This is a genomic window from Aporhodopirellula rubra (genome assembly GCF_014192335.1).
Taxonomy (GTDB): domain Bacteria; phylum Planctomycetota; class Planctomycetia; order Pirellulales; family Pirellulaceae; genus Rhodopirellula; species Rhodopirellula rubra.
The window spans coordinates 214949-240573 of record NZ_JACHXU010000008.1 but is presented as its reverse complement, the minus strand read 5'-3'; the positions used below and the strand labels follow the sequence as shown (position 1 = coordinate 240573).

At 55.6% G+C, this 25625-nt stretch carries 13 protein-coding genes; 5 read left to right on the top strand and 8 right to left on the bottom strand.

Annotation, left to right across the window (positions count from 1 at the left end; genetic code table 11):
- The first annotated feature begins 26 nt into the window (after positions 1–26).
- A complete protein-coding gene (locus tag FHS27_RS13270; protein ID WP_184305399.1) occupies positions 27–389 on the top strand; it encodes a 2Fe-2S iron-sulfur cluster-binding protein in 363 nt (120 codons plus the stop codon).
- A 260-nt stretch (positions 390–649) separates the two neighbouring features.
- Here the strand turns inward: FHS27_RS13270 and FHS27_RS13265 are convergent, their stop codons facing one another.
- From FHS27_RS13265 to FHS27_RS13255, 3 genes are all read right to left on the bottom strand, one after another.
- Positions 650–1045 carry a DUF3859 domain-containing protein gene (locus FHS27_RS13265; protein ID WP_184305398.1) on the bottom strand — a complete coding sequence of 132 codons (396 nt, stop codon included), beginning with the start codon at positions 1043–1045 and terminating at the stop codon, positions 650–652.
- A gap of 35 nt (positions 1046–1080) precedes the next feature.
- The gene (locus FHS27_RS13260) at positions 1081–2016 is read right to left on the bottom strand and encodes a pyruvate kinase (RefSeq protein ID WP_246419726.1); all 936 of its coding nucleotides are present in this window, start codon (positions 2014–2016) and stop codon (positions 1081–1083) included.
- A 228-nt stretch (positions 2017–2244) separates the two neighbouring features.
- Positions 2245–3225, bottom strand: coding sequence for an SDR family NAD(P)-dependent oxidoreductase (locus FHS27_RS13255; protein WP_184305396.1), 981 nt, complete (start codon positions 3223–3225; stop codon positions 2245–2247).
- A gap of 113 nt (positions 3226–3338) precedes the next feature.
- On the opposite strand from FHS27_RS13255, the gene wecB reads away from it, so the two are divergent.
- Entirely contained in the window at positions 3339–4493 is a 1155-nt protein-coding gene (gene wecB, locus FHS27_RS13250) for a non-hydrolyzing UDP-N-acetylglucosamine 2-epimerase (RefSeq protein WP_184305395.1), read from the top strand.
- Positions 4494–4513: 20 nt separating this feature from the next.
- On the opposite strand, the gene FHS27_RS13245 is transcribed toward wecB, so the two are convergent.
- From FHS27_RS13245 to FHS27_RS13235, 3 genes are read right to left on the bottom strand one after another with little or no spacing between them, the layout of a single operon-like run.
- Complete coding sequence (locus tag FHS27_RS13245) at positions 4514–5224, bottom strand: DNA-3-methyladenine glycosylase (protein WP_221225070.1); 711 nt, start codon at positions 5222–5224, stop codon at positions 4514–4516.
- A complete protein-coding gene (locus FHS27_RS13240; protein ID WP_184305393.1) occupies positions 5151–6584 on the bottom strand; it encodes a hypothetical protein in 1434 nt (477 codons plus the stop codon). Before FHS27_RS13240 ends, FHS27_RS13245 begins: the two co-directional genes overlap by 74 nt.
- Positions 6585–6616: 32 nt before the next feature.
- Complete coding sequence (locus FHS27_RS13235) at positions 6617–11152, bottom strand: SdrD B-like domain-containing protein (RefSeq protein WP_184305392.1); 4536 nt, start codon at positions 11150–11152, stop codon at positions 6617–6619.
- 543 nt (positions 11153–11695) lie between these two features.
- Here FHS27_RS13235 and FHS27_RS13230 point away from each other — a divergent pair.
- Entirely contained in the window at positions 11696–13417 is a 1722-nt protein-coding gene (locus tag FHS27_RS13230; protein WP_246419724.1) for a Planctomycete extracellular domain protein, read from the top strand.
- 145 nt (positions 13418–13562) lie between these two features.
- Positions 13563–20690 (top strand): beta strand repeat-containing protein, encoded by a 7128-nt coding sequence (locus tag FHS27_RS13225; RefSeq protein ID WP_184305390.1) that lies wholly within the window; start codon positions 13563–13565, stop codon positions 20688–20690.
- A 59-nt stretch (positions 20691–20749) separates the two neighbouring features.
- On the opposite strand, the gene FHS27_RS13220 is transcribed toward FHS27_RS13225, so the two are convergent.
- The gene (locus FHS27_RS13220) at positions 20750–22927 is read right to left on the bottom strand and encodes a hypothetical protein (RefSeq protein WP_221225069.1); all 2178 of its coding nucleotides are present in this window, start codon (positions 22925–22927) and stop codon (positions 20750–20752) included.
- A gap of 336 nt (positions 22928–23263) precedes the next feature.
- On the opposite strand from FHS27_RS13220, the gene FHS27_RS13215 reads away from it, so the two are divergent.
- Positions 23264–24001, top strand: coding sequence for a hypothetical protein (locus FHS27_RS13215; protein ID WP_184305388.1), 738 nt, complete (start codon positions 23264–23266; stop codon positions 23999–24001).
- A 279-nt stretch (positions 24002–24280) separates the two neighbouring features.
- Here FHS27_RS13215 and FHS27_RS13210 read toward each other — a convergent pair whose 3' ends face one another.
- A complete protein-coding gene (locus tag FHS27_RS13210) occupies positions 24281–25372 on the bottom strand; it encodes a GTP-binding protein (RefSeq protein WP_246419723.1) in 1092 nt (363 codons plus the stop codon).
- Positions 25373–25625: the final 253 nt, after the last annotated feature.

The window sequence follows — 25625 nt, the reverse complement described above, 5'->3', positions numbered from 1 at the left end:
TCCGCACCTCAAACCCAATCCCCACGATGCCCAAACTCACAGTCGAAAACGTCGGTACGTTTGATGTCCCCGCTGGCAAACGCTTGGTCCAAGCCCTGACGCAGGACGCGGGAACCGACCAACTGCACGCCTGTGGCGGTGTCTCGCGCTGCACGACTTGCCGCGTTGAGTTCATCGAAGGCGAACCGGAGAAGATGACCGAAGCGGAAAAGGAAACACTGCGTGTCCGCGAAGTCACCGAACCGGGCGTTCGACTGAGTTGCCAGATCGCATGCGACCATGACATGTCGGTACGCCTGATCAGCCGACTCGAAGGCAGTGGTCGAAAAGACCAAGGTGGCGCTGTCGCCGACGAGATCCAACCGGCTCCTCAATGGACAACGAAATAAACTCGCTTCATTGGCCGTCGATTGCGTCGCTCATCTGAACGCACGAGCTACCACGGTGACACTGCTTCAAACGACAAAAACGCCCACAGGCTGACCGTTGAGTGAATGCCGGCTGCTAGCAAATCGGCGTCAATGCCACTGGACATAGTCGTCCGATTCAGCAACTCACTTCACCAGTCGGATTCGGCGCCGCGATCGGTTTCGCGCGAACGGTCTATCGGCATCGCTCCAAACGCTGAGGTTGAAACTCAACACCTCGATCAGGCGTGATCGGCGGACAGCTGAAATGTCTTTTCAGCGATCACCTTGCCATCGAGCTCGAGCCACATGTGCCATTCGCCCAACTTGTCATCGATCGGCTCCCAAACGGTATCGCCCAAGTAAAAATCCCAATCGTTGGTTTTGACATACACGGTTCCGTCGAAGGGAGCACGCCGTTTGCCGCGGTCGTCACGAATGCCGGGATGGTCGATACAGAAATAGAGTTCCTGATTCTTTGCATTCTTGATGTTCACAACGAACCCGAACTCGATGTCGACGACCGCCGGGACTTCCGTTGTCACTTCATACAAACGCGGCAACTGCTTGGTACCGGACTCCCACTGTGAATAAATCCCGTGAGTACGCAGTCGAACTTCAGTCTTTCTCTTCGCCATCAAATTCCCACGAGGACAGATCCCGAAACGGGTCGTTATTCTTTCTTGCCCGTCTTCAACGTCGATGCCACCGCAGCGGTTAACTCAGCGAACGTTTCAGGCGTGTAGTTCTTCTCTGCCGCGACCGCTCGCATGGCCTCGTTCATTTCAAACGCGACCCCCTGTGGAATTTGAACCAACGCGAACGCATCCTTAGCGGGGATGCCCAATAGATTGAATTTATCCGCGTCCACATTCATCACACGATCTTCGTGCATATTCGGTGGTAACAGTTGTATGGTGGTGTCAGCAACGCGGAGCGATGACTGATCCGAGGACGGATCGAGCAACCAGACGAGCGTCCCGATGTTGCCGTTTTGAGGGAACACCCAAATGTAATATCTCACGACCATTTCGCGATGCTTGCCGCTACGCAGGATGATCGCGGGGGCGTCGAGCACCATGCTGTTTTTGGTCCGCGCGACTTGCTCCACCTTCGAAAGCGACTCGACGTTTCCATCGAGAACACTGCGTCCGATGATCGACAAACCGCCGCCCAAGTCAGATTGAGTATCTGACGTAACGATCGTGTTTTTTCCATTGATCAACATCGAGAAACCGACCGCGACCTGATCAAGCTCGTAGTCGCCGTCCGCATTCGTATCGGTGTTGGCAAGCATCACGAGATTGAAAATCTCACTGTAATACTTAACCGTTTCGGATACCGCGTCGACATCACCACTGGACAATTTACCACGTACAAACGAAATAAGATTTGACCAACCCTCCGGCGGTTCTTTATCAAACCGCGTACCCGGCGGAATCATCGGCAACGGTTTTCGTCGAAATCGAACCCGCTGTGAGGGCGGCGTGATTTCGTGTTTGACGACCGCACTCTGAGCCTCCGCTCGCTCACAGTTCGTCGTCAACACGCTCAAACAGACCATCGCAATCACGAGGAAAACATGTCCGTGCACACGAAGCAAACGCATCAGGCTGATTCCAGAATGGGAAAAAATCCAGCGACCACGTTGCCGCTGCTTCGCAAGTATTCGCGGACAGACCGCATACGTCCAGACCTCGACGTCGAAACGGTCATCCAATCTGCCACTGGCCGTCACAAAACCATGCCAACAGCGATTTAAGCAGGCGACTCAGAAAAGAGGGCCACGCGTCAGAAATCTACGGTTTCGACACTTTTGCCCCGGCTGATTTCTCGATCAGGGCAACAGCAACTCGCTCGACCATGGTTGATGCTCGCGGTACCAAGCCACCGACGCGTCGATACCTTCTTCGAGGTCGACCTTGGGTGTCCATCCGAGTCGTTCACGGGCTTTCGTGATGTCAGCGGACGTGGTCTTAATGTCGGCTTTGTGAAACGTCTTATGCTCGACCTTGGCTTTCTTACCGAGTCGCTGTTCCAACATCTCAATGATCGTGTTCAACGACACGGGCGTTCCACCACCGCCGAGGTTCACGATTTCATATCCGACCGGTTTGAGTGCCGCAATCGTCCCGGAGGCGATGTCCGACACGTATGTGAAGTCGCGTGACTGTTCTCCGTCGCCGAACAGTTCGATCGGTGTGCCCTCGTCGATCCACTTGATGAAACGAAAGATGCACATATCCGGACGCCCGGCGGGCCCGTATACGGTGAAGTAACGACAAATGGTCACGTCGATGTCGTAGAGATGGTGATAGGCAAATGCCATCGCCTCGGCTGCCTTCTTGCTCGCCGCGTATGGCGAGATCGGTGTGTTTACCGGCAGCGTCTCAACGAATGGCATCGGTTGACCTGCGTAGAGCGATGAAGTGGAAGCCAACACATACTTCTTAACGCCATGTCGTTGCATTTGATCGAGCAGATTCAAACTGCCCATCGCATTGGTTGTCATATAGACGTGTGGATTTTCCATGCTGTACCGAACCCCTGCCCGTGCAGCGAGATTCAGCACTCCATCAAATGAATGCTTCTCGAAGAGCTCCGCCAGAGTCTCTTGGTTCTCAATGTCGCCTCTTACAAATTCGAACCGGTCCGCATCGTGCGACTGCAGTCGTTCCAATCGATGCTCTTTTAGCCGCACGTCGTAATAATCATTGACATTATCGATGCCGACGACTTTCGCTCCCGATTCGATCAATTGAGCGGCGACTTCGTTGGCGATAAAACCGGCACAACCGGTCACGAGATAAGTGGTCATTCAACAATCATCATCAAAAAGCATACTTATTGCGACTTGAGGGATGCCGTGACGGCAATCAGACTACGAGCCCGAAATCCTCATCTCCAGCCTTGAGCCCAACAGTTTAATCCGTGACTCGACCAAAAATAGCGGTCTTCTTTGGTACCCGTCCCGAAGCGATCAAGATGGCCCCGATCGTCACGGCTCTTGCGTCGGACGACCGATTCGAACTGCTGTCGGTATCAACCGGTCAGCACCGCGAAATGCTCGATCAGGTCGTCGATATCTTCAACCTTCCCGTCCATCATGACCTGGAAGTTATGACTCCGGGTCAAACACTCGCGTCTCTCTCTTCAAAATTGATGACGAAGATCGACGCACTTTTGGAGGATGAGAAGCCCGATTTTGCTCTCGTTCAAGGCGACACCACGACCGTCCTCATGGCATCGCTCGCCTGTTTTTACCGCCGAATTCCTACGGGACACGTTGAGGCGGGCCTTCGAACGGGCGACATGACGAGCCCTTTTCCCGAAGAAGCCAACCGGGTGCTAGCCACGCCTCTGTCGACGCTCCATTTCGCCCCGACAACCGTCAGCGAAAAACACCTTCTCGACGAGAGAGTCGCAACCGAGAAGATCTTTGTTACCGGTAACACTGTCATCGACGCCCTGCATCTCGAAGTCGAACGACAAAAAGACCCGAAGATTGCGGAAGAGATCGAATCCCATCTCGCCAGCGTTCTGCCCTCTGATTGGCATGAAAAACGGTTCGTTCTCATCACGGGACATCGCCGAGAAAACTTTGGTGGCGGCTTTGAATCAATCTGCGCCGCAATCGCGGAGCTGGCCGAACGATTCCCCGACGTCCGTTTCGTTTACCCGGTGCACCTGAACCCGAACGTTCAGGGCCCTGTCGAGAAAACGCTCGGAAACCTTCAAAACGTGCTTCTCCTACCGCCGCAATCCTACCGTCCTTTCGTCGCGTTGATGCAGGCCTGTGAATTGGTGCTGACCGATTCCGGCGGCGTGCAAGAAGAGGCCCCCGGACTCGGCAAACCCGTCTTGGTCATGCGAGATACGACCGAACGTCCCGAAGGCGTCGACGCGGGCACCGTCCGTCTGGTCGGCCCGGTCCGTGAAAAGATTGTCGAAGGCGTGAGCGAACTGCTGACCGATCGAGCGAATTACGATGCGATGGCTCAGGCGAGTAACCCATACGGTGACGGCAACGCCAGCAAACGCATCCTGGACGCGATCGCCGACTATTTCGAATCGAAAGATAGCTAACGAACGAGTGCGTAAGCGGATCACTCGCCCAACGTTCCGAGCTGTTCACGTCGTGGACGTGTATGCTCGCGAGCCAATCCACTGACGTAACGGTTGCCATCGACGAAAAATCGCAGCGGCAAATCAACCGCTTGGCTTATCCCGATGCGAGGCGTCGCGATCACGTCATCGATGACGTCATGGCCAGAGTGTAACGCCCATTCGTTCGAGCGAGTGACGTCGACCCCGTCGCTGATTCGATCCACTTGCATCGCCGAACAAATCATGCCTGGGCCTGATGTGATTCGGCGTGAGTCGTTCGTCCCACGATTTTGCTTCATCACCTCGACACCCCACACGGGCTCGATCGCGCGAATCAAGACGGCAGATCCGATACCAACGCCTTGCGTCACCAAATTCACGCAGAACTTTGCGTGAATCGGATAGACATACAACGTACCGGCGTCGGCAAACATCGACGCGTTACTGCGCCCAAGCCCACGAGCGCCGTGGCAGGCCGGATCGTCGATGGCGAGATACGCTTCCGTCTCCACAATCCAGCCACCGAGCCATTCGCCATGGTGGAAATGAACGAGAGCACAGCCGAGCAATTCACGCGCGACCATCGCAGGATCTCGCTGAAAAAACGAACGCTCGATCCGCCGTGTTCCCGACAGCCTAAAAGAGTTGGGTTTCTTCACGTCGACGCGCACGTGCTTCCGAATCGGCCAACCACGCCGTCGCAAAATCATCGAGCCACTTCTCCGTCGCCTCCACATCGTTCAAAGCGGGCACCGCGATGCATGGCTCGGAGAATGCAGTCGGCTCAGTCGAAACGTCGTGTTCCTCGGATTCGGTTGCAGCAGTGTCTTCTGCGACGGTCTCAATCTCGCTGGATGCCGAGGCCGCCTGAACGTTCATCAGTCCGAAGTCGGCAAAATCAAAGACGCCGTCGCCGTTGAAGTCAAACGACATCACCTCATCGATTGCTTCGGCCACCTGGTCTACCTGCTCGGCCGAGCCGACATTCTCCGCAGGAACATCCGCAGGCAAATACTCTGACGTCTCAGACTCCGTCACTTCAGAGCCAGCTACTGACGATTCATCGACAGGTGCCGCTACGATAGAACTGTCCTCGACAGGGATATCGACCTGTGGAGTTTCGGCCGCGGGCGATTGGGTTGGTACCGTTTCCGACGACGAATTTTCGTCCTGGGAATCTCCCTGTGGCTCCGCTTTCTCCGGCTCCGTGACGACTGGCTGTTCGGGTACCGTGTCCGGGTTGGCGGCTTCGGGCTCTTGCGGAAGAACATCACCGGCGGTCGATGGTTCTTCGTCGACGGCAAGTGGTGTCTCTACCGGAACGTCTGCTGGTTCCACTGAGTTAGCTTCTGTTTCCACCGGCGTTTCCGGCTCACTTGCCGACGCCACGATCGTGATCGTCTCGTGATCGAAATTCAGATGACGCTCGCCCAAAGCGGCCGTCGGTGCCGTGATCGTTTTCGCACTACCTTGCTGTAGATTTAACGTTGCGACACCTGGCTGTTCACCCGCACGCATGCGGATCAAAACAAACGTTTCTGGGACCGCGTTTCCGATAGGACGTCCCGAACCAAGCGCGGACAGCGATGTACCACTCAGACCTTCGATCAATCCTCCATCTTGGTCGAGCGTGCCCTTTTGCAACACGGGCAAGTTCGCAGTGATAATCGCATCAAGTTGAAAGTCTTCCTCGACCACGTCGAGCAGCGAAGCATCCCACGCAATATCAACGCCCACGGACTGAAGTCCGAAACGCATGGGATCAAATTCTTGAGCCGTCACGCGGAGGAAGAAAGTTTCACCCGCGGCAACCGTATTGTCCGAGATGACTTCGCCGGGCACACCGTTGTTGTCAGCCAACAGTTCGGATTCGAATGCGGCAACAGCAAGGAGTCGACGACTCTCAAGATTCTCGAGTCGCAGACAATGGGAGGGTCGGCGGTGCGACCGATTACGTTTGACTTTCCGTGTCATGTCGATCCCTTTGCCATCCATGGCAGAGTGTCGATGAGTGTTTTGTACGCTGGCGAGTGTCGAGTCGGCCGTTGACGACGTCAAGAGAGATTTCACGCCAAATTCGCGTGAAACACCGTGAAACAGGGTTACACGAGCATTCCGAACACTTCATCAACGGCCCGCAACCGCTCGTCGTCTTCGTCCCGATTCACATCGGCTGCACTTGGATCGCACCACGATACTTCCACGTCGACCTCTTCTGAATCTGCGACCGCGATGTCCTCTAAATTGGTGGCGACCAAGCGTTCAACAGGCAGACCTTCCATAGAAGTGTGGTTTTCTCGGTCGCCAACGTCCGGTTCCGCAAGACAAAACGCGTCCAATAACTCACTCAGCGACGTTTGAGAACTCGTCAAACGTTCCAATGGTTCACCACCGAGAAGCCCTGATTGGACGCCCGCGACTGACGTGGATTCAGTGACTGACATGGATTCAGCAACCGACGTGGATTCCGGTGGCGGCAGCGGGACTTCCAACGCGATCGCTGTGCGCACAGACTGATCGATCTCAACGTTGATCGGGCCGAAATCCCCGAGGGAGATTTCTCGTACCGGATCCCCTCCTACGGGAAACACGCAGGTACCGGTGGTTTGATCCGCGCCGTTCGGACAACGCACATTGATGTCTTTGCTAGGATCGAATCGCGTCGTCTGCTCACGTGCTACCGGCTCACGAATTAGCAGGTCGTTGAGCAAACCCGCATCGATGACATCAACAACACCGTCATAGTTAATGTCACTATCAAATGTGGAACCGCCAATTAGCCGAACCGGATAACGCAAACCTCCATCCGTGACGACTTCGATTGCGGCATCATCACCAAACGTGTGCGCAGCTCGATCAACCGCTGGCCCCAACCAATCAGGCTGCTGCGAGAGGACCTGACCGGTTGCATCTCGTTGCACCGGAGCGTAAAAAGCAATGAATTCGACAGATCTATCCGCAGCGACGCTGAGCGGGAAGACGGGATCGATCAAACTGCCGTCCGACGCTACCTGTTTGACACTGACGTAGTCGGACTCACGGATATCGAGATTGAGTTCATTAATTTCCGTAATGCTGAAACTGTTACCGCTATTATTCTCAACGGTAAATGATTGCGTGACCGTCAGGGCATCCTGCAATAACGGGTATTCCGTGAACCAATCCTGATAAACATCTGCGGGCCGAACGTACCGACCGATTTCCATCGCACCAAAGTTCGGCGATTGCGCAGTTCCCGTATCCGCCTGCACCACTTCACCACCGTTGACGACGACCGTATGCGATGGCGAAAGTCCATCCGCTGCAGGCGACGGAAACGTCGAAACAATGACGATACCGCCACCTGGATTCAGCAGGTTGTCGCGATCAAAGTCGTTTTCACGAACGACATAGCTACCGGGCGTGAGTGAACCGAACCGGTAGCGGCCTTCGTCATCGGTGATCGAGACGGGTTCGAGTTGCGGATCGATTACACCATCGTCGTTTAAGTCTAAGAAATACTGGACGCCCTTTCGGACCTCTTCGTTCGCGTCCCACTGCCCGTTTTGGTTGATATCGGCCCAGGAGTAACCGACGATTGTCCCAATGTCCTCGGTGGGCGAGTTTATGAAGTCACGCGAGATTCCAATGTTCGTTGCTGAGGTCTCGGTCTCCGAAGGCTGCCCTGCCGTTCCGATGGGCCGCTGCGAAATAGGAGCGGATTGGTCAATCTCAATTTCTAATTCCCCGGTAGCTGGAAACGTGGTGGTGACCGAACTGGGAAGATCGACTCGAACCTGATACGTTCCGTCGAGAACGGATCCGGCCGCGAAGAAATAGATTCCGCTTTCGGTCTGAGGGTTGATTTCCCCACTTCCGTCCAGATCGAAGGAGCCCGTTTGCGATGAACCAAACAACGTCGCCCCTTGAAACAAGCTAACCGTGGCTCCGTTAACGGCAGACTCTGACGCGTCCCAAATCCCATCCTGATTCGCATCATCCCAGACAAACCCCAGAGCGGCGATTTGGGATGGCGCCGGCAAAACAGGAGTGCCGGCACGAAAGACGCTCAGGGGCGCGATGAACTGAACCGTTTGAGTCGCGATCGGCTGCGGCGTCATCGTTTCGGTATCAGTGTTGTCGCTCAGATCGGGATCGTCTTCGTCGCCTTCAATCACGGCCGTGTTCGCGACGGACGTTCCTGCCGTCCCAGCGTTGACGGAAACAGTGAGCGCCAACGTTTCAGAAACACCGCGAGCCAAACTCCCGACGGTCCACACGCCCGTTTCCTCATTAAACGTTCCCGCCGTTACCGTGAATGAAACCAAACTCACCCCGTCCGGAAGAACATCAACCACCGTTACGCCGGACGCGTCGCTCAATGATGAATTCGAGTTGCCCGCAACAATCGTGTAGACGACCTGGTCACCCTCAACAGGTGTCGGGTTCGACACCGATTTATCAACAGATAAATTTGCGGATGGTTTCGGTTTTGGAACGACGGTTTGAGTCGATTCGTTATTATTAAGATTGGGATCAGTTTCACCTGCCGATACCCTGGCTAGATTGACAAGGGTGAGAGCCGCGGAATCAATATCAACGCCCGCAATCACGGACACCGCGAGCTGCTCACCGACACCGACATCAGGGAGACTCCAAGAGATCGTGCGACTCGCTTCATCGTAAACGCCACCGTCAGAAGCTGAAACAAAGCTGAAACCGGTCGGCAAAACGTCGACAAGAGTCACACCCGTTGCCACCGCATTAGATGCCGGCGAGTTAGCCACAACCATCTCAAACGTAACGGAATCGCCCACCGTCGGCATCGCATCGTCAACGCTCTTGACTACCGAAAGATCAACGCTGTTAACCGTCACGGGCACCTCCACTTCATTATTCGAAGCGTCGGGGTCCTCAAGATCACTCTCGATCGTGGCGACATTGACTAGTGTTTCGGCGTTCGTTCCCGCTGATACGATCACGCTCAAGCTTAATGTTGCCGTCTCGCCGGGCACCAAATCGATCCCGTCCCAAATTCCGGTCAGCGAATCATAGTCGCCTTCGCTGGCCACCGCCGACTCGAACGCTACACCAACAGGTAAAACGTCCGTCACCACCACACCGGTCGCCGTTCCCACCGAATCCGACGAGTTAGCCGCGGTGAGCGTGTAAGTGATCACTTGCCCTTCGTTGGGTGTTGCATCATCCACCGTCTTCGCGATCGATACATCGGCAGTCAACGGAGCCGGATCAGCGAGATGAACGATCACCACGTCATCGACATACCATCCTTCAGGATCCTCGTTGACGGGATCCCCAGAATCGAATTCGAAATCAATCGAAACGGTTTGCCCCGCGTAGGCCGTCAGGTCGTACGTTGCGGTCAACCAATCACCTGCGGTCTCCGGGAGTGTTCCGTCGGCACGAGTCAAAATCGGTGTGACGGTTGTTCCATCGTCCACTGATACCGTCACGAAATCGCGGGTCAATTCCGGGCGAGCGTCGAGCAAATAACTAAAACTGAGAATCGACGTCCCTTCTGCGGGAAGTGCGACCTCCGGCGACGAAATCACCCCACGGTGATAACGATCCAGAATCGTGCTTCCTCCGCCGTCCGGTCCCTCGAACAAACCATAGTAGAACGATCCGCTAAGCGAATGATTGAGCAGTCCGTCTTCTCGCCGACCAAAGGAACGGTGCCAAAGCCCGCCAATCTCTCCGCCAGAATTGTCGATCGTGAATCCATCCGATCCCTGATTGAAACCCGCGTACAACAATTGACGAACGTCGCCGGAATCACGACGAGTGGTGAAAGCAACGTCACCCGAGACACCACGCAACGGCGACTGCGTCGACAGGAACGCTCGCGAATGAGTTACCGGATCGATCGTAAAGAATCGTCCCAAATGCGATTCGCTGCCATAGAGCAACCCCGAATCCGGATGGACGGCCAATCCTGTAGTGAATCCATACGGTGTGTGATCGCTGATCGAGTTTGACTCGATCACACTCGCGTCGGTTACGTCGAGTCGATGTAGCGTCAGAGGTGAGAAACCACCATCCTGCGATGTTGCATAAAGCGTCCCGTCAGGATGCATCGCAATTGAAACTTGCCCAGGCAAACCGGTGTCACCGATCAAGATCGCGTCACCCGTCAAGGGATCGATCTCGATCAGCTTCGCCGATTCAGTTGGCCCACTCAGCGATGCCGTCACACCGAACACTCGCCCAGTTGAATCGTTAGTCAGGTCGGCGACGGAAACGGGACTCCCGTCCAATTCAACGGCAACTCGTCGCATGACGACGCCGCCGAGCGAATTGCGGACAACCAATTCACTCGCCAATACCCCATCGCGTCCAGACTCGGTGCTTGCGGCAGCGATGACCGTTCCATCAGGCAAGATAGCCAAACCGGAAACGCCTTCATCGGAATCATCAACACTGGACTGCAACTGACTCGCCGGAACGACCGGGGAGACTTCACCGTCACGCAAGTCAATCAATGACATCGTGGAGTGATTCGCGTCACCGTTGGAAGGTGCATCGATCGCCGAAACAAGAACGTCGGACGCGAGCAACTTGCGAGACTCAAGCGACTCAACCCGCAGTCGACGCGGGTATCCTAAGTGTCGTTTGGTGTGCGTCGATTTTCTCGGCATCGCAGGAATGGTCTCGCTGGAAACTCAAAACTACCAACCATCCCTGCGTCCACTGAAGAAAACGATTCATTCAGAATCCACGTGCCATCATAAGCAAAACCATTGCAAAGATAGCAGTCTTCTAGACAAGTCAACACAGATTCTTAAGAACCGCGGGATCCGCAAATCAGGTCAGCCAAGATACGGTGAGTTGAGCGGCTCACGGCAATCAAGCCTCAATGTTTCGTTTCAATTGCGCATTAAGAATTACATGGTTTTCTTTTAAGCATTCGAGACACTCCTCTCGGAAAACTGCACGTAATTCGAGTCCGGCCAGCAATCTAGGGGGATTAGTGAGGCCGGGTCAAACAAACCAAATACACGGTCCGTTTACAGCTAATTTACCGATTATCCGGCCATTTCAAAAACTCTTGACTTGCTTCTCGAGTGGCCCGGAAATAGAAAAGAGGGTATCCCAATCGTGGGGTTGCGCGTCGAGGGCTTGGCGTTGCGGTTTGTGTTATGGACGGTCACGCTCATCTTGAACCGAAGGTCAACACTTCCATGAAACTTTTCAAAAGACAACGTCGCGAGCCCACACCAAAACGTTTGAAGGCGAGTCGTCGACGACGCATGAGGGTCGAATCACTTGAAAACCGTCGCGTCCTCGCTGCCAACTTTGTCACCGTCGAAATTGTCGGCGATACGATTGAACTCACCGGCGATAGCAACGCCAACGAAATTGAAATCTGGCAAGATTCTCGTCGAGCGTTTTCGCCATCCGAGAGCTTCACTATCAAAGCCAAAGAAGGATCCGAGACTCTCTTTAGTTTCTCAGGTGGGATCGTCGGAGACACCTACCAAACTCCCATCAGCGGTGCGATCCACAATATTAGGGTCAACTTTGGTGACAGCGTCACGCTCTCCCTAATGGGGAATCCTGCAATTCCTCAAGGCGGCGCCGACATTGTCGAGTTCGTCGGCCTTGATCAATCCGAGACCGAAGAATCGTTCTTGGATGGTCAACTTCAAATCCTGACTAATGGCGAAGCCGTTGTCTCACTGACGGATCTTGAAGTCGATTCCTTAATTGTCAGCCACCAAGACGATGATGACATCGGCACCACTGCTCTTGATAATGTCGTCGTTCAAGACGATACGGTCACCGTTGACGGAATGCGTAGTTTCTTCTCGGCACACATCGAGTCTGGTGGCGGCGGCAGCGACATTACGATTGTCGACAGCAACCTGAAAGGCGGCCTGTCGATTAGCAATGACGGTCTATTTGATTTCGGCGCGATGGTTCACACCCCAAACCCAACCGGGGCTGCAGATATCATTAAGATTAGCAACACCGATATCGGCGAACATCTAGTCACTACGCCACAAAGCGTGCTGGAAATCTACAACGGCGCCGGCGGCAGTCGCACGACACTCGAACGCGACAATGCAACCGATCCTAGCCGTATTCGTGGTAACGTTGCGATCAACAACGGCGACGGATTCGACGAAGTCAACTTCTCGGCCATTAACATTTATGGCGGATCGTCGATCGAAAATGGTGCGGGCGACTTCCTGCACGGTTCATCGATCATGATTCACAACGACAGCATCATCGGTTCGGACATCCTCGGCGGCGGCCGCTTGGATGTCACCAACGCCGCGGGTGATGACCGTTTGACAATCGAAGAATCCCGACTGCCTAGCGGTATCGTGGTCAACAACGGCATGGATCATGACACCAACACGATCGTGATCGGGAAAGCCGGAGTCGGCGGCGAAACGGCCGCACGAACCGTGATCGGCGGCAACACACTCACCGGCAGCGCGATCCAGTTTAGCAACGGAGCGGGCAACGAACGAATGAGCTTCATCAACGCGGACTTAAAAGGCCTCGTGGATATTGGGCTCGGTGACGGTGACGATATCGTCAACATGACCGACGTGCTGGTCGACGGGGTCCTCAATATCGGCAATACCGTTGGAATCCGACCCGCGATGGTTGATGCCCTCTTCGGTGGCCTCGGCTTGGCAAGCCTGGCCGACGACGCAAATGCGGGCGGTGGTGACGACCGCGTCACCCTCGAAGACGTGATGGTGACCGCGGGCACATTCATTGGGCTCGGCGACGACCAAGATCGCGTAGACCTGATCGATGACATTGACTTCGGCCCTCGTGCCTCGATCGACGGCGGTAACGATGCCGGCGACACGCTCGACCGCAGCCAGTTGTCCTCGGTAATGACCAACGTCGACTTCAACGGCTTCCTCAACCACATCAACTGATGTTGGGGGAAACCATTCAATGTCTCAGTAACTTCGAGCGGAAATCTGGCCTCTCGAGGAATTGGGACTAAAATCGTGAGAGCACAGACGGCGGCGGATTTCTCCGCCGCCGTTTCTTTTCTGCCCCTCATGAGTTGCAATCCTGATGGACCTTCCACGTCGGCAATCACGACGACGGCACGGCCTACGTCGCTCGGCAACTTCCAACCGGTCGTCAGAACGCACGCGAAAAAAGCGAGCCGCGCTTCAATTTCAATCGCTCGAGCCACGGCATCTGCTCGATGGTTTCGGCGTCCGCTTCGCTTTCTTTCCCGCCGGCGGAACCGGTGCGGAGGTGTCTTCGCTCAACGCGGGCGAATCGTATGTGATGCGAACTTACGTGCAAGATCAGCGGCCCGCCTCCTCCTCAACCATCCCGTCGGGAATCCTGCAAGCAGCATTCGACGTCCCCTACGATCCTTCCCTGCTGCAATTCTCTGGACCGATCACGCTGGGCAGCGAATTCCAAACGGTCCCTGGTCGCGCCAACAACGGCGAGATCCTCACTAGCCGTTTGGACAATCTCAACGGACGCGACAGCACCGAACCGGTCGGCGACGCCAAAGACGACGAGTTGCTGTTCTTTGAAATTAATGTTACCGCACTCGCGGTCGGCAACATCGACCTCGACGCCGTGCAAGCAAACGAACCGAATCTGCGTGCCGAGTTCTATCGCCCGTTTGCCGAAGTCACCACCTTCGACGTAACGGGTGACCAGATATCGATCGTTGGCGGGGGCGTCGTGTTTACCAATGCGACGAACCTACAAGTAACCGAGGGTGGAGCAACGGCAAGCTTCCAAGTCGCACTCAACCGTGCGCCGACGTCCAACGTCAGCTTCACCATCACGCCGCAAACGCCCAACCAAGTCTCACTCTCATCGAACACACTGACGTTCACACCATCAAATTGGAACTCGCCACAAACGGTACAGATTACCGCGACAAACGACTCGATTGCGGAATCGAGCCTGAACGTTTCGCTGCAGACGAGCGTTTTACAGAGCAACGATTCGTCGTTCAGCGGCGTGTCCGTTGATGACCTCACCGTGAGCGTAGCGGACAACGACACCGCCGGCGTGACGATCGCAACGACATCAGGACTCGTCACCAGTGAGAACGGACAAACGGCCACAACTCAGGTCCGGCTGAATTCGCAACCTACCGCGCCGGTGACTATTAATTTCACGTCGTCCGACACCGGCGAGGGGACTGTTTCTCCAGGGCAACTGACCTTCACGCAATCGAACTGGAACCAGACGCAGACGCTCACGTTGACGGGCGTTGACGACGAAATCGTCGACCCGACGCAGAACTACCAAATCACTGGCGTCATTTCGAGCAGTGATTCGCTCTACCAAAATATCACCGTGCCTACGGTCTCGGCGAGCAATCTGAACACGACCGTTGCCGGATTGCTAATTCAACCGAGTTCGGGGCTCGTCACTGACGAAGACGGCCAAAGCGATGTCTTCAACGTGCGATTGTCTTCAAGACCTAATACAAACGTCATCCTGAACTTAACGTCCTCCGATCCCACCGAGGGAACTACTAACCTTTCTCAGTTAACGTTCACGCCTGCCAATTGGGATGCAACTCAGATCGTGATGGTCACCGGTGTGGATGATGATCTGATCGACGGTTCGGTCAATTACCAAATCAATCTTGCCGTTGATCCGACCAGCGATGCGGATTACCGAGGCCTGCCCACTCGATCGGTCAGTGTTACCAATCAAGACGATGACGTTGCCAATTTCAGCGTGTCGCCAACCTCAACCACATTCACGACCGAAGGCGGCACAACGGCTTCCCTCACAGTTGCCTTGCAAACCCAGCCCGTCGGCACCGTAACAATCAATGTTGCCTCAAACGACACGTCCGAAGGCACCGTTTCGCCGACATCAACCACCTTCAACTCGGGAAACTGGGATCAGCCTCAAACGATCACGATCACCGGTGTGGATGATGCAATCACCGATGGTGATGTCGGGTACACGATCACGGTAACGAGCAGCTCCACAACGGACCCGGATTACAATTCGCTGCCTGCCGTCACGCGTACGTTGACCAACCAGGACGACGATCCACCTGGTTTAATTCTGGCAGATACAGAAAGCCTGCAAGTCGACGAAGACGGCGGCACGGACACGTTCTCACTCCGACTGCAAACGCAGCCGTTAGGTAACGTGACGATCGGTTTGGCCAGCAGCAACACCGACGAAGTCACCGTCGCTCCCACATCAGTGACCTTCACTCCGCAGAATTGGAATCAATCACAAACCGTTACCCTTACTGGCGTTAACGACAGCGTGATTGATGGCGAAAAAACCGCCAACATCTCGTTTGACTTTTCCAACAGCGCCGACACCGCCTACCGCAGTCTAAATGTCGCGCCGATTACGGTCACCAATGTTGGCGACAGTGCCCGATTGATCGTCTCCCCTCTTTCCGGACTCGTCACGAAAGAATCGGGCGGCATCGGCGGTTCCGATATGTTCGGCGTCCGATTGTCGCAACAGCCCTCCACCGAGGTGACGTTGCAAATCGTTTCATCGGACACCAGCGAAGGAGTTCCAACGCAAACGCAGATCACATTCACACCTAGCAATTTCGACCAGATTCAACAGGTCACGATCGAAAGTGTCGATGACGATGTCACCGATGGCGACCAAACCTATACCGTCTCGGTTCAACCGACATCAACCAGCGATGAAGCCTACCGCAACCTCTCCGCAACGGTTGTGACGCTCACCAACGAAGACGATGACATCCCGCGATTGATCGTTTCACAGCCTTCCCTCGCGTTCACAACCGAAGGTGGAGATTCCAGCACGATAACGACTCGGCTGCAAACGCAACCGGCGGGTACCGTACGTGTCAACATTGCAGTGAGTGACGCGTCGGAAGCCTCCTTATCCACCACCTTTCTGACGTTTAACGCGACCGATTGGGATCAACCGCAATCCGTCACCATCAGCGGCGTTGACGACCCAACGACCGATGGCGATGTCGGATATAACGTGACCTTCACCAGCACATCGACAACCGATCCTGGATACAACTCCCTCAGTTCGACGTCACGAACATTAACCAACCGCGACGACGATCCGGCCGGTATCCTACTCGTCGGCACAGAGGGACTGCAGGTTACCGAAAATGGAGGCACCGACAACTTTACGGTTCGATTGCAATCACAACCGGTATCGAATGTCACGATCAATCTCACGAGCAACGATACCGGCGAAGTCACCGTCTCGCCAACCTCGCTCACATTCACACCCGCGAATTGGAACACGCCCCAAACCGTCACCACCTCAGGCGTGGATGACATCGCCGTTGATGGCCTCCAATCCGCGAATATCTCGTTTGACTTATCAACGAGCACCGACACCGCATACCGCAGTGTCAACGTATCACCGATTTCAGTCGACAACGCGGACGACGACGTGCCGGGCGTCAGCGTGATCACTGCGGGCGATCTAGAAATTAGCGAAACAGGGACAACCGCAACATTCACGGTCGCTCTCAATACGCCGCCGACACAGAACGTTACCATTTCCGCGGTTTCAAGCGACACCTCCGAAGGCACCGTTTCCCCGGCGTCGCACACATTCAATTCGACCAACTACAACCAACCTCAGACGTTCACGATCACGGGTGTCGATGATCTCTTGGTCGACGGAGATGTTTCGTTCAACATTGCAATTACGGCGTCGAGCAGTGACACGGCATACAACGCCATCGACATCGCACCGATCGGCGTAACCAATATCAACGATGACGAGGGCGGCGTCGAAGTGATTGCCAGCAACGACTTAACCGTCAGCGAATCGGGAACCTCTACTTCCTTCAGCGTCACCCTCAAACGACAGCCGATTCAAAACGTCACCATTCCGCTCTCGCCCGTCGATTCATCAGAACTTTCGATCGACAAGAACGAACTGCTTTTCACAAACGCAAACTGGGACACTCCTCAGATCGTTACGATCACCGGTCTGGCTGATAACGTGGTCGACGGGGATATCGTTTCGGGCGTGCAGATCGGTCCAACTGTCAGCGGCGATTCCGAGTTCAACGGTTTGGTACTCACACCGGTATCGGTGACCAACACTAATATTGACACGGCCTCGATTGACGTGACGACCAACGACGTGGTCGAGACCGATCCTGGTACAAACGCCTCCATCGTCTACACCATCCGATTAAGTGGCGCCGTGCAGTCAGGGTTCTCTCTTAACTACGCCACGTTTGAGCCGAACGGTGGCATTGCCGCTGAATCCGGAACCGACTTCACCGCGAGATCAGGGACGCTCTCGATGTCAGGCACGGACGGTGAAACGATGCAAATCAGCGTGCCGATTCTAGGTGACGAGATCGTCGAAGCGAATGAGCGAGTTGGCCTGCGATTGAGCGGTTTACGACTCGGGACCACGGGAGCGGATAGTGCAGACGTTACGATGCTGACGCCCGACACCATCGCGAGGATCCTGAATGACGACACTGCCACTTTGACGTTGGGATCGACAACGACTCAGACATTTGAAGGTGGCCCCGGGGAATCCACCACATTGGCCGCCCAAGCCACTCTCTCTGCAGCGGTCCAAGGTGGTATTTCCGTTCAATACGCCACCGTAGACGGTACCGCCACGGTAGCCAATAACGATTACGCCGCCGCATCGGGGACGCTCTCGTTCGCTGGCAACGCATCGGAGATGCAATCCATATCCGTTAACGTTATCGGTGACGACACGCCCGAAACCGATGAAACGTTCTCTCTCGTTCTGAGTGAACTTTCGGCCGCTGATCTGGTGATTCAAAATGCGATCACCATCGTTAATTCGCCGGCCAGTCTTACGATTCAGAATGACGATGCCCCACGACTGGTCATCCGCAACATCACCTCCGATTCGACCGAGGGCGACACGGGTGACAACCGCGTGTTCCGTTTTGAAATCGAACTGACCGACGACGTCAGTGATCCTGACGGATTCACCGTTCCGATCTCGACCTCCGATGGATCAGCCACCGTTGCCAACGGCGACTACACCGCAGTTGACTCGATCTTGTCATTCGCGGGGAATGCAGGCGAAACAAAAACAATCGATGTCACCATTGCCGGCGACACGATCGTCGAAACCAATGAAACATTTATCGTGCAATTGGGCAACGTGATCGGCCTGGCCGATGGCGCGGAATTGGTGATCCCAAATCCGCAATTCACCGCGACCATTGAAAACGATGATTCCGCCTCACTCGCACTGACCACCACGAGCACGACCGTTACCGAAGGTGCCAGCGGTCAGGTCGCATCACTCACGTTCACGGCAACCCTGACGGGGAACGTTCAAGACGATTTCAGCGTTGACTATCAAACCATGGACGGGACCGCTACATCCGCCGACGGCGACTACGACTCCGCGACCGGCACGCTCACGTTCACCGCCTCGGCGAGCCAATCTCAATCATTTACCGTTGACATTCGAGGTGACAACCGCGTCGAACTTGCCGAAACATTTTCAGTCGCACTTAGTTCGCTGGCCGGTTTGCCCGATGGGATCGCGTCATCCATTTCTCTGCCAAACGCAGCAACTGAAATAGCCATCACCGCCGATGATCGTGCTTCGCTCACGCTTTCTGACGCGACGTCCGCGAACGAAGGCGACAACGATGCCGAGCGGGGCGAACTGTCATTCGCGGTCACATTGTCAAATCCGATCAGCGGTGGTTTACAACTCGCCTACGCCACCGTCGATGAAAGTACGACCGCGGACGAAGACTACACCGCTTCGTCGGGCACATTGAGCTTCACCGGGACCGCGGGAGAAACGCAAATGGTCACCGTGAATGCGATCGCCGATTCAATGGTCGAATCAAATGAAACATTTCGATTCGAATTGGGTCAAATTTCAGGATTGCCGAGCGGGTTCGTCGACCTAATCGACATCGTCACACCGAGCGTGCAGGGAACAATCACCAACGATGACTCAGCCATTGTGATGATCAGTGGTCCGGACGCCATTAGTGAACCCGGCGGCCCAGGCGGATCGGCCTCGGCGACCTACACCGTTACGTTGTCCGCGCCCGTTCAAGATGGCCTGAGTATCGGGTACGCAACGGCGGACGGCACCGCCACGGCGGGTTCCGACTACGACTCGAAAAGTGGGGTTGTTTCGTTCGCAAACGCGTCCAACCAATCCCAGACCATCACGGTGAACGTGCGTGGCGATTCGAATCTCGAAGGTGACGAAGCGTTCCAACTCGTCTTGTCAGAATTGATGAATGTCGACGCGGCAATCGCATCTTCGATCACGATTGGCAATCAATCGGTCACCACCAAGATCATTGATGATGATAGCGTCACGGTTCGTTTTGCCGAAAATAACAGCAGCGTTGCCGAAACTAACGGATCCCATTCGGTCACACTTGTGCTGACGACCACCGGTGGTGCCGTGTTAACCGAACCATTGGAAGTCGACGTGATCGTTCAGCAATCGAGCACCGCGAACTTATCCGACTTCACACTCACCACAACACGTATCGCCTTTCCGATCGGCAGCGGCAATGGATCGACGCAAACGGTCAACCTGTCACTCGTCGATGACGGACAACTCGAGCCAACCGAGTCGATCGTGCTCGGGCTCCAATCCGTCGGGTCCGGTCCCGGCGAAGTGGTCACCGACGCATCGCACATGATCTCGATCACCGACGACCCATCGGACGCGATTCTCTCGGGATACGTTTGGGCCGACACAAACGGGAACACTCAACGCGAGTCTCACGAAATGGGAATCGGCGGAGTCACCATGCGTTTGACCGGAGTTGACAACCAAGGTCAAAACGTCCAGCGGACAACCGTCACTGATTCGCTCGGACATTATGCATTCCGCGACCTTGCCGGTGGCACGTATCAAATCACCCAAGACCAGCCTGGCCAGTTCATCGACGCGGTCACAACACGAGGAACGATCGCATCGCCGTCGGGTGCGAACACAACGAGTGGAACCACCAGCAGTAACACAATCTCACAAATCGTCTTACCCGCCTCTGGACAAGGCACCGACTTTGGATTCACCGAACGAGGCTACCATGCTTCGGCGATCCCATCGTCTTCATTCCAAGCTCGACGCTCGACCGTCACCACGACAACGGCTCATCGCCCCGCAGCGATTGAGATTCCGAACACCGGCGGTGGGCCATCAAGCAGTGTTCTCGATGAATTGTTCGCCAACTGGTAGACCAGAATCGAAACACCGCCTTTCCCATCGTGAATGCGGTGAAAGTGTCGACGGCGGAACTACTCGCCCGGTTGCTCGTTGCCCTGTTTTTGAGTCTCAGCGAGAGCCTCTTGGAACTCCCGCAATTGTCGCTCCAACGGCGGCGAGTGTGGCATTTCCTCACACGCATTCGCCTGCATTTCGATCGCTGACTTGATATCACCAACCGCGAAATAGCAGCGAGCACACGTGTCCATCAACGCCGGCTGCTGCGGCGTCAATCGTAAGGACTCTTTGCTGTACCGGAGCGCACGCTCGGTGTCTCCTTCGGTGTTGCTCACCAACCAAGCGTACGCGTTGAGCCGTTTGGCTAACTCAACGTCGTTTGGTCGAAACGGCCCCGGTCTCTGCATCGAATTTCGCGTGTCTTCGACTTCGCTGTATGCTTCCCGGATTTGTTCATCGAGTGTCACGGCGACCTCTTTTCTCCATTGCTCGCCGCCATCGAGTCGGTACATCGCGATCAAGATATCGATGTTCTCTTGGTTCATTTCGAACGCTTTGCGTAGTACCGGTTTTGCACCTTCGAGGTTCCCCTGTTCGATCATCAGCAGACCACGGTGATAGTCCATGTTGCTCTGAACGACGGTGTAGGTGAAGCGTCGAGCGATCAAACGATCTCGGAATTCGTCGTCTTGATCAATCCGCTGAGTCAGCGGTTCGAGAGTTTTGATGACGTCGGCGTGACGCAGTAACTCGCCTAACATGTCCGCGAGTTGCAAACGGGCAAATGAGGAGACCGCCGTATCGACCGGCAAGCGATCAATGACGATTTCGTATTCCTTCTGTGCCCATTGAAACAGGCCTCGATCGACGAGTTGCGTGGCGATCTCGATATGGGCTTGAGCGTGACTCTCGATCATTTGCGGATGCATGGGAGCCGGCTGGTTGGGCTGAAATGGGGCACCGTCATCAGGCGGAACTTCGCTCTCATCATCGGACGACCGTTCGGGCAACGGGTTGATGGCGAGTGCGATTTTTGCGAGGGACGCGGCACCTTCCTCAATGCCCGCACGGCTGTACGCTTCGGCTGCCGAATAGAGCAAAATCGGACTCTTGCGATACAACTCGGTGTGTGCCGCATGCATTGCAATGACGGCACGGTAGAGCGAATTTTCTAGCGCCCAGCTCGCGGTCTCAATGAGGTCGCGGGTGCGTGATGGAATCAAATCAACATTGGCCTCGACGATCTCTAACGCTTCCGTCGGCAATCCGTGAGCGATTGCACGTTCCGCGGTCGTCCAAACCAACTTCAACAACTCACTGGTCGAGACTTGGGTTTCACTTGTCGAACTGGCCTCGTCCGGACTAAGTTGATCACGATTGCTTCGAATCAATTCGGACCACGCGCCCACCTCCAATTGCCCGTTGCGAAGATCGGCGGCGTAATGAAGCAACCATTGACTGCTGATTCGTTCTTGCTGCCGCAGTGCCGATTCGATCTGTGACGCTTCAAATTCGTTTCGGTTGTCTTCGATCACTCGAAGCGCGGTCTTGGAAGCACGACCGACCAAATCGGCGACGCCGGCGTCCTTGCGAGTATCGAGTCCGATCAGCGCCAGCGCAGCCGCCCGGGCCAGTACTGGTTCAGTCTCGAACCGCGCCAAACGCAACAGCGGCAAAAATGCGTCACCTCGCGGCAACCTAGCGAGTGCCTCGATCCGATTGCGCCGCTGCGAGACGCTGTGCGATCCGTACTCAGATAACAACTCACGCGCATCTGCGGAATCCGATTGCGTCGACCACTGCACCCGCAGTCCGCTGGTCAGCCGCCGGGCAACAATTGCCACTTCGTTATCGGGGTGGTTGCGGGCCTCGCGCAGTTGATCGAACGCCGCCAAACCGATTCGCATCAACCGGTCGCGGCAACGCATTCGGGTCGCGTAGCTGCTCGACGCCAACCCTTCGATCAGTTGAGCAATCTCTTCTTCACCGGGCTCCTCTTCACGGGGCTCCTCCTCATCCGGCATCGACGATTCCGCCGAACTGCTTTTCGCTGGGTCATCCTTCGCCGATGCGTCTGGTGTGCCTGAATTTGCCGCTCCCGACACCGGGCGTCCAGACGATTGGGTGCCTTGGTCCACTGCGAAACAGCGAGCGTCGCCATACGCGAATGTCAGACACATTGCCAACAACACGCACGACACGGTCCGCGTTACATTGGGAATCGTCAAATCGGTAGGAAGAGCGGGGAACATTGGCAGGATCGTCCGCGAGGAATAGTTTGGATCCACTCAGCGAGCTGGCTGGTGCGACGTCTTTACTTTACCAAATGGGCACCACATCGAGCGCCCATGCTGTGGGCAATACGTTCGAATCCCCCAGAAAGTCGGGATTTTCAGGCTAAAAACGCTCACCTTGATCCTCAAACTGTTTGCTATAATCCGGATTCACAATTAAGCTGCGATTACAAGAGCTGGCATCGGTTTACGAATCCTCTCAGCCGCCTTTTCTATTCGCGATGCTCTCGCTCGATACGACCCAATCCTCGATTGTCGACTCGTGTTTCTGCCCCTCCAAGGATCTTGTCTGCGATGAAACTTCGCTTCAACCTCATTTTGAATCTCGTCTTCGCCCTGGTCGCTGTCGCAGCGACAACTTCCGCGAAGACTTGTCAGGCCCAATCCGCAGTCTTGTCGGAGATCTACGGCCGGGGAGTTCACGCCTACCACGCAGGTCAATACAACAAAGCGTCCGAATGGTTGAGCATGGCGATCAACAACGGATTCCAAGACCCTCGGGCGTACTACTTCCGTGGGCTCGCCGCCGCCGCGAGCGGTCGTGGATTTGAATCAAAATCAGACTTCCAACAAGGTGCTGACATCGAGGCCCGGGGGGCGTTCGGCGACATCGTTGGCCGTTCACTCGCCCGCGTGCAAGGCTCGACGCGGATGGAACTCGAACTCATCCGTGAAAATGCCCGCTTGAACGCTCTGGCCTTGGGCGTCGCCCGCTCGCAAACCCGCTACGGCGAACTCGGGGTGCCCGCAGGTGGAGCCCCCGCCACACCAGCACCTGCAGTAGGCCGCCGCACCGTGACCCCACCGGCCGCACCACCTGTCGACGATCCGTTCGCCGATGACATGGGGCAGGATCCGGTCATCGAATCCAACGACGTCCTTGAAGGTGCGATGGATAATTCCATCACCGGAGAAGACACCGGATCGGCCGCTCCGGAGCCAACCGAAGGCTCGAACCCGTTCGACGCGCCTGCCGACGACCCATTCGGTGGTGCTGGCGACATGGGAGACGATCCTTTCAGCGGCTTCTAATGAATCGCGTTTGCCATAGTGCATTGACACTGAAGGCGTCGCAAATTTTTACGGCGATGCCGATTCGTCTCACGAACGGGCAAAACTGACCCAACCACATCACTCGCTGGCGTTTTTCGCTGGCGAGTTTTTTTTATGCGTGTTCGGACCGTACGCCGCAGGTGCGCCGTACAATGCAAAAGCCCGGTACAATGCAAAAGCCCGGTACGATGCAGAAGCCCCGTACGCTGTAGAAGCTTGGAACACCACCAAGGCACCGATCCGTCGAAGCCTTGAACGCTAACCCAGTGCGACTCGGTAGGTAGGCTCGGGACGCCCCGGTCGGAACGCTTCGATTTGCTCGATCTGCAATTCCGCCGATACTCCCTCGGCGATCTTTTCGAGCACTGCGGCAACGATCGGCTGGAGCGACTCCGGCGCCATACACACACGAGCGTTCACAATCATCTTCGTCTGCGTCACCGATACGCCGCTGGCCACCGACAACATGGTGTCCGTATCGCTGCTGACGAGGTTTGCGACAGACACACCGTTGGTTGATGAACACAAAATCTTCAAGTGAGCCGGCTCAGCGTCGACGTCCGCCAACTGCTGGCGAATCGCGTTAACCGTCTGAACGGTCAAATCGTCGAGCGAAAACTCTTGACCGGCGGCAAATTCGACCGTCGCATTGAGCCACCCCAACTCGGCTTCGCCTTCGGCGTAAACGTCGTAATCGACTTCCATCATGCTCTCTCGCGGCGAGGCAGTGGTCAGCAACGCTTCGTGAAGCTCCTCAACATTCTCACCCGTCCGAGCAGATACGCAGATCACGCGACGTCCCGGATACTGCTCGTCGAGGTACGTTTTAAGCGATGCGATTTGTTCCTCGGTGAGTTCGTCGATCCGGTTGACCACGATCATTTCCGACTCTTCGAGCTGTTTGCGAAAGATGTATTCGGCCTGCGGAGAAAACCCCGCCTTGCCGCCCGAGAGAATCCGCAACGTGTGGCTCGGTTTTAAAACAACCGCATAGGGACTGTGCACGAACCGCTCGCCCATCCGCTCCATCATCGGCATCGCGATCGTCGCGATCAGGTCGGTGCAACTGCCGACCGGTTCGGCGAGAATCACGTCGGGACGCTGCCGGGTGTCGAATTCCGCCATCGCATCCGCCAATCCCGTGAAATTGCAGCAAAAGCACGACCCCGCGACCTCGTTGACGTCCAAACCTTCGCTCTTGAGCAACTCCGTATCGACTAATCCCGCGGCCTGATCGTTGGTGACGACACAGACGTGTTTGCCATCCGTTTGAAACCGGCGAGCCAATTTCGAGATCAGAGTCGTCTTTCCCGCACCGAGAAACCCGCCGAGCATGATAAACCGAGTCATAGACAAACACCTGAAATGGGAGTGGGGATTCGCGGAGGCAGAAACGGAAAGTCCATCGAGGTAATTTATCGGCCTGGCATCCCCTCGGGGAGGCGAACGCGTTGCCGAACATGGGATTCCCCGGTTCTTCAACTCGAGTAGACGGTTCGGATCTCGGTGAAAACGCTCTTTTTGATGAAAAAGATGCCAAACTCTGGCATTTCGGCTTTTCCGACCGGATCGAACAGGCGAAATTTCATCGTGACAGACCCGT

Excerpts from the sequence above, each read along its gene's own strand:
- FHS27_RS13270 (WP_184305399.1), top strand. The coding sequence starts at position 27 with ATGCCCAAACTCACAGTCGAAAACGTCGGTACGTTTGATGTCCCCGCT.
- FHS27_RS13265 (WP_184305398.1), bottom strand. The coding sequence starts at position 1,045 with ATGGCGAAGAGAAAGACTGAAGTTCGACTGCGTACTCACGGGATTTAT.
- FHS27_RS13260 (WP_246419726.1), bottom strand. The coding sequence starts at position 2,016 with ATGCGTTTGCTTCGTGTGCACGGACATGTTTTCCTCGTGATTGCGATG.
- FHS27_RS13255 (WP_184305396.1), bottom strand. The coding sequence starts at position 3,225 with ATGACCACTTATCTCGTGACCGGTTGTGCCGGTTTTATCGCCAACGAA.
- FHS27_RS13245 (WP_221225070.1), bottom strand. The coding sequence starts at position 5,224 with ATGATTTTGCGACGGCGTGGTTGGCCGATTCGGAAGCACGTGCGCGTC.
- FHS27_RS13235 (WP_184305392.1), bottom strand. The coding sequence starts at position 11,152 with ATGCCGAGAAAATCGACGCACACCAAACGACACTTAGGATACCCGCGT.
- FHS27_RS13230 (WP_246419724.1), top strand. The coding sequence starts at position 11,696 with ATGAAACTTTTCAAAAGACAACGTCGCGAGCCCACACCAAAACGTTTG.
- FHS27_RS13225 (WP_184305390.1), top strand. The coding sequence starts at position 13,563 with ATGGACCTTCCACGTCGGCAATCACGACGACGGCACGGCCTACGTCGC.
- FHS27_RS13220 (WP_221225069.1), bottom strand. The coding sequence starts at position 22,927 with ATGTTCCCCGCTCTTCCTACCGATTTGACGATTCCCAATGTAACGCGG.
- FHS27_RS13215 (WP_184305388.1), top strand. The coding sequence starts at position 23,264 with ATGAAACTTCGCTTCAACCTCATTTTGAATCTCGTCTTCGCCCTGGTC.
- FHS27_RS13210 (WP_246419723.1), bottom strand. The coding sequence starts at position 25,372 with ATGACTCGGTTTATCATGCTCGGCGGGTTTCTCGGTGCGGGAAAGACG.